The sequence below is a fragment of the Kitasatospora sp. NPDC057940 genome (genome assembly GCF_042887425.1).
Classification (GTDB): domain Bacteria; phylum Actinomycetota; class Actinomycetes; order Streptomycetales; family Streptomycetaceae; genus Kitasatospora.
The window spans coordinates 1-3231 of record NZ_JBHVPH010000064.1 but is presented as its reverse complement, the minus strand read 5'-3'; the positions used below and the strand labels follow the sequence as shown (position 1 = coordinate 3231).

At 75.4% G+C, this 3231-nt stretch carries 4 protein-coding genes; all 4 read left to right on the top strand.

Annotation, left to right across the window (positions count from 1 at the left end):
* Positions 1–96, top strand: a 96-nt coding sequence (locus ACFVTF_RS38495) for an acyl-CoA dehydrogenase family protein (protein ID WP_157849844.1), incomplete at its 5' end; no start/stop codon positions are given.
* A 107-nt stretch (positions 97–203) separates the two neighbouring features.
* On the top strand, positions 204–872 hold the full coding sequence (locus tag ACFVTF_RS38490; RefSeq protein WP_387818874.1) for a class I SAM-dependent DNA methyltransferase: 669 nt from the start codon (positions 204–206) through the stop codon (positions 870–872).
* Positions 873–1012: 140 nt separating this feature from the next.
* Positions 1013–2605, top strand: a complete 1593-nt coding sequence (locus ACFVTF_RS38485; protein ID WP_387818873.1) for an alpha/beta hydrolase — start codon at positions 1013–1015, stop codon at positions 2603–2605.
* Between the two features lie 75 nt (positions 2606–2680).
* A complete protein-coding gene (locus ACFVTF_RS38480) occupies positions 2681–3130 on the top strand; it encodes a MarR family winged helix-turn-helix transcriptional regulator (protein ID WP_371518575.1) in 450 nt (149 codons plus the stop codon).
* The last annotated feature ends 101 nt before the right edge of the window (positions 3131–3231 follow it).

Genomic DNA, 3231 nt, shown 5'->3' with positions numbered 1-3231 from the left:
CCGGTGGAGCGGATGATGCGGGACGCGAAGATCACCCAGATCTACGAGGGGACCAACCAGGTCCAGCGCATCGTCATGGCCCGCAACCTGCCGTAGCCGGGCTGGGCTTCCGCCCGACCGGCGAGACGAGCGGCGATCAGGCGGTGGCGGAGCTGGAGTTGGACACGCCCTGGGCCCGGCGGTGACGAGTAGGGTGCCGGACCATGACCGAGCCGGACTTCCTCGCCACGACCAGGGCGTTCTATGACGCCGTCGCCGTCGACTACGCCGACCGCTTCCGCGACGAACTGGCCGGTGAGCCGCTGTCCCGGGCGGTGCTCGCGGCCTTCGCCGATCTGGTCCGCGCCGAGTCGGTCCGTACCGGGCGCGCCGACGGCCCGGTGGCCGAACTGGGCTGCGGCCCCGGCCGGGTGACGCACCACCTGCACGGCCTCGGCCTCGACGTCCGCGGCATCGACCTGTCGCCGCGGATGGTCGAGCTGGCCCGCGCGACGTACCCCGGGCTGGACTTCGCCGAGGGCTCGCTGTTCGACCTCCCGCTGCGGGACGGCGAGTTGACCGGCGCGGTCGCCTGGTACTCGATCATCCACACCCCGGCGGAGCGCCTGCCGGAGGTGTTCGCCGAGTTCACGCGGGTGCTCGCCCCGGGCGGCCACCTGCTGCTCGCCTTCCAGGTCGGTGACGAGCCCCTGCGGATCGACCAGCCCTTCGGCCACCCGGTGGCGCTGGACTTCCGCCGCCAGCAGCCGGACCGGATCGCGGAGTTGGTCCGCGCGGCCGGCCTGCGGCTCACCTCCCGCACGCTCCGCGAGCCGGAGGAGGGCGTGCAGCCGACCCCGCAGGCCTACCTGCTGGCCCGCAAGCCCGCCTGAGTCGCGTGAGTCGCCCGAGCCCCATGGGGTGGTGGTGACAGCGGCATGACAGCGGTGCCGGTGGGGTGTGAGAGGTCTGACAGCGGTTGCCCCGAACCTTGGTGATCGCACGTCAGTTCACCGAACGGGAGGCCCTGCCCATGCCCCGACCCCGCCTCACCTCCGCCCTCAGAACCGGTGCCGCCGCGGCCGCCGGGCTGCTGCTGGCCGGTCTCGCCCCGGCCGCCTCGGCGGCGGCCGCCCCCGCGGCGCCGGTGCCCCGGCTGGACTGGCGGTCCTGCGTGCCGGACTTCGACTGCGCCCGTGCCACGATGCCGATGGACTACCGCGACCCGGCCGGGCGCACCGTCGAGCTGGCCGTCATCCGGCACCCCGCGACCGACCCGGCGCACCGGATCGGCTCGCTGTTCTTCAACCCCGGCGGCCCGGGCGTGCCCGGTACCCAGGCGCTGCCCGCCGTGTACGGGATGCTCCCGGCGCAGGTGCGGGAGCGGTTCGACCTGGTCAGCTTCGACCCGCGCGGCGTCGGCGACTCCACCCTGCCGCAGTGCTTCCCGGACGCGGCGGCCGAGCAGGGCCTGCTCGCCGGCCAGCCGGCCGGCTACCCGGTCGGCGCCGCCCAGGAGTCGGCCTGGGCGACGACGTACGCGCGCTTCGGCCGCCAGTGCGCCGACAACGAGCGGACCGGCCTGCTCGCCCACCTGTCCACCGCCGACACGGCCCGCGACCTGGACCAGCTGCGCGCCGCCGTCGGCGACCGCCGGCTGAGCTACCTCGGCACCTCGTACGGCAGCTACCTGGGCGCCACCTACGCCAACCTCTTCCCGACCCGGGTGCGCGCGATGGTGCTGGACAGCGCCCCCGACCCGGTGGCCTGGTCCACCGGGCGCTCGCCGCAGCAGCGCGCCCTGCCGCCGTTCCTGCGCACCGGCAGCGACCTCGCCGGCGCCCGCACCCTCGACGCCTTCCTCGACCAGTGCGCCGACGCCGGCCCCACCGCCTGCGCCTTCGCGGCGGCGGACCGGGACGCCACCCGCGCCAAGTTCGCCGAACTGCTCGACCGGCTCGGCCGGACGCCGGTGACGCTCGGCACCCCGCCGGCGGCGGTCACCTTCGACCAGGCCTCCACCGCCTCCACCGTCCTGCCGATGCTCTACGCCGCCACCCCGGTGCCGAACGCCCCCGGCACCGGCTGGCCGGCGCTGGGCGGACTGCTCCAGCAGCTGTGGACCGCCGCCCCGGACGCCTCGGCGCCGCTGCCGACCGGCGGCCAGCTCAAGCAGGCGCAGACCCTCGGGGCGCTCTGCGCCGACACCGTCAACCCGCCCGCCTCCAGCGCCGACCCGGCCGCCGACACCACGTACCCGGCGCTGTCCGCCCTCGCCCGGGCCCGTGCGGGCGCCACCGGCCCGTACCTGGTCTGGCAGAACCAGCGCTGCGCCGCCTGGCCGGCCGAGGCGGCCCGGGACCGCTACACCGGCCCGTGGAACCGGCCGACCTCCGCGCCGATCCTGGTCGTGGCCCTCACCGGCGACCCGGCCTGGCCCTACGAGGGGTCCCGCGCGCTGGCCGACACCCTCGCCCGCGGCCGCCTGCTGACCGTCCACGGCTACGGCCACACGGCGCTGGGCAACCCGAGCGCCTGCGCCTGGGACCGCGAGCAGCGGTACCTGGTCAGCGGTGAGCTCCCGCCGCCCGGCACGGTCTGCGAGCCGGACCACCAGGCGTTCTAGGCCCTGCCAGGCCGCCCCGGTCGTGCGCGTGCGCGGAGTCCGTGCACGCGCACGCACCTCGGTACGATGAACGTCATGAACCGTGCCGACCTCTCCCTGGGCCCGCTGTCCGAGCGGGACCACGCCTTCTACGGCCTGGTCTGGGCCGGCACCACCCTCGCCGCCCAGGTGGACCGCGAGCTCACCCGGGTGCACGGGCTGTCGCTGTCCTGGTTCGAGGTGATGCTCTGGCTCGACGGGCAGCAGGAGCCGGTCGCCGCCTCCGACCTGGGCGCGAAGACGATGCTCAGCCGCAGCCAGGTCTCCCGGGTGGTCGAGGCCCTGGCCGCGCGCGGCCTGGTGGCCCGCACGCCGTCCGCCTCGGACGCCCGGTCGGTGCGGATCGAACTGACCGGGCAGGGCCGCGCGGCCTTCGCGGAGGCCGACGCCACCCGGCGGGCCGTCCTCGCGCCGGTCTTCACCGACCGGCTCGACGAGGGCGACATCGCGGCCCTGGAAGCGGTCTGGCGCAAGCTGAAGGCCTGAGCCTCGGCTTGGGTTCAAGGGGTCGTCGCAACACCGCTTGGTTTCAGACGGTGAGTAGATCACGTAGACGCTCGGCTGGGGTATCCCAGCCGAGCGTCTTG

What these genes read in the sequence shown, in the direction of transcription:
- ACFVTF_RS38490 (WP_387818874.1), top strand. Translation starts at nt 204, where the DNA reads ATGACCGAGCCGGACTTCCTCGCCACGACCAGGGCGTTCTATGACGCC.
- ACFVTF_RS38485 (WP_387818873.1), top strand. Translation starts at nt 1,013, where the DNA reads ATGCCCCGACCCCGCCTCACCTCCGCCCTCAGAACCGGTGCCGCCGCG.
- ACFVTF_RS38480 (WP_371518575.1), top strand. Translation starts at nt 2,681, where the DNA reads ATGAACCGTGCCGACCTCTCCCTGGGCCCGCTGTCCGAGCGGGACCAC.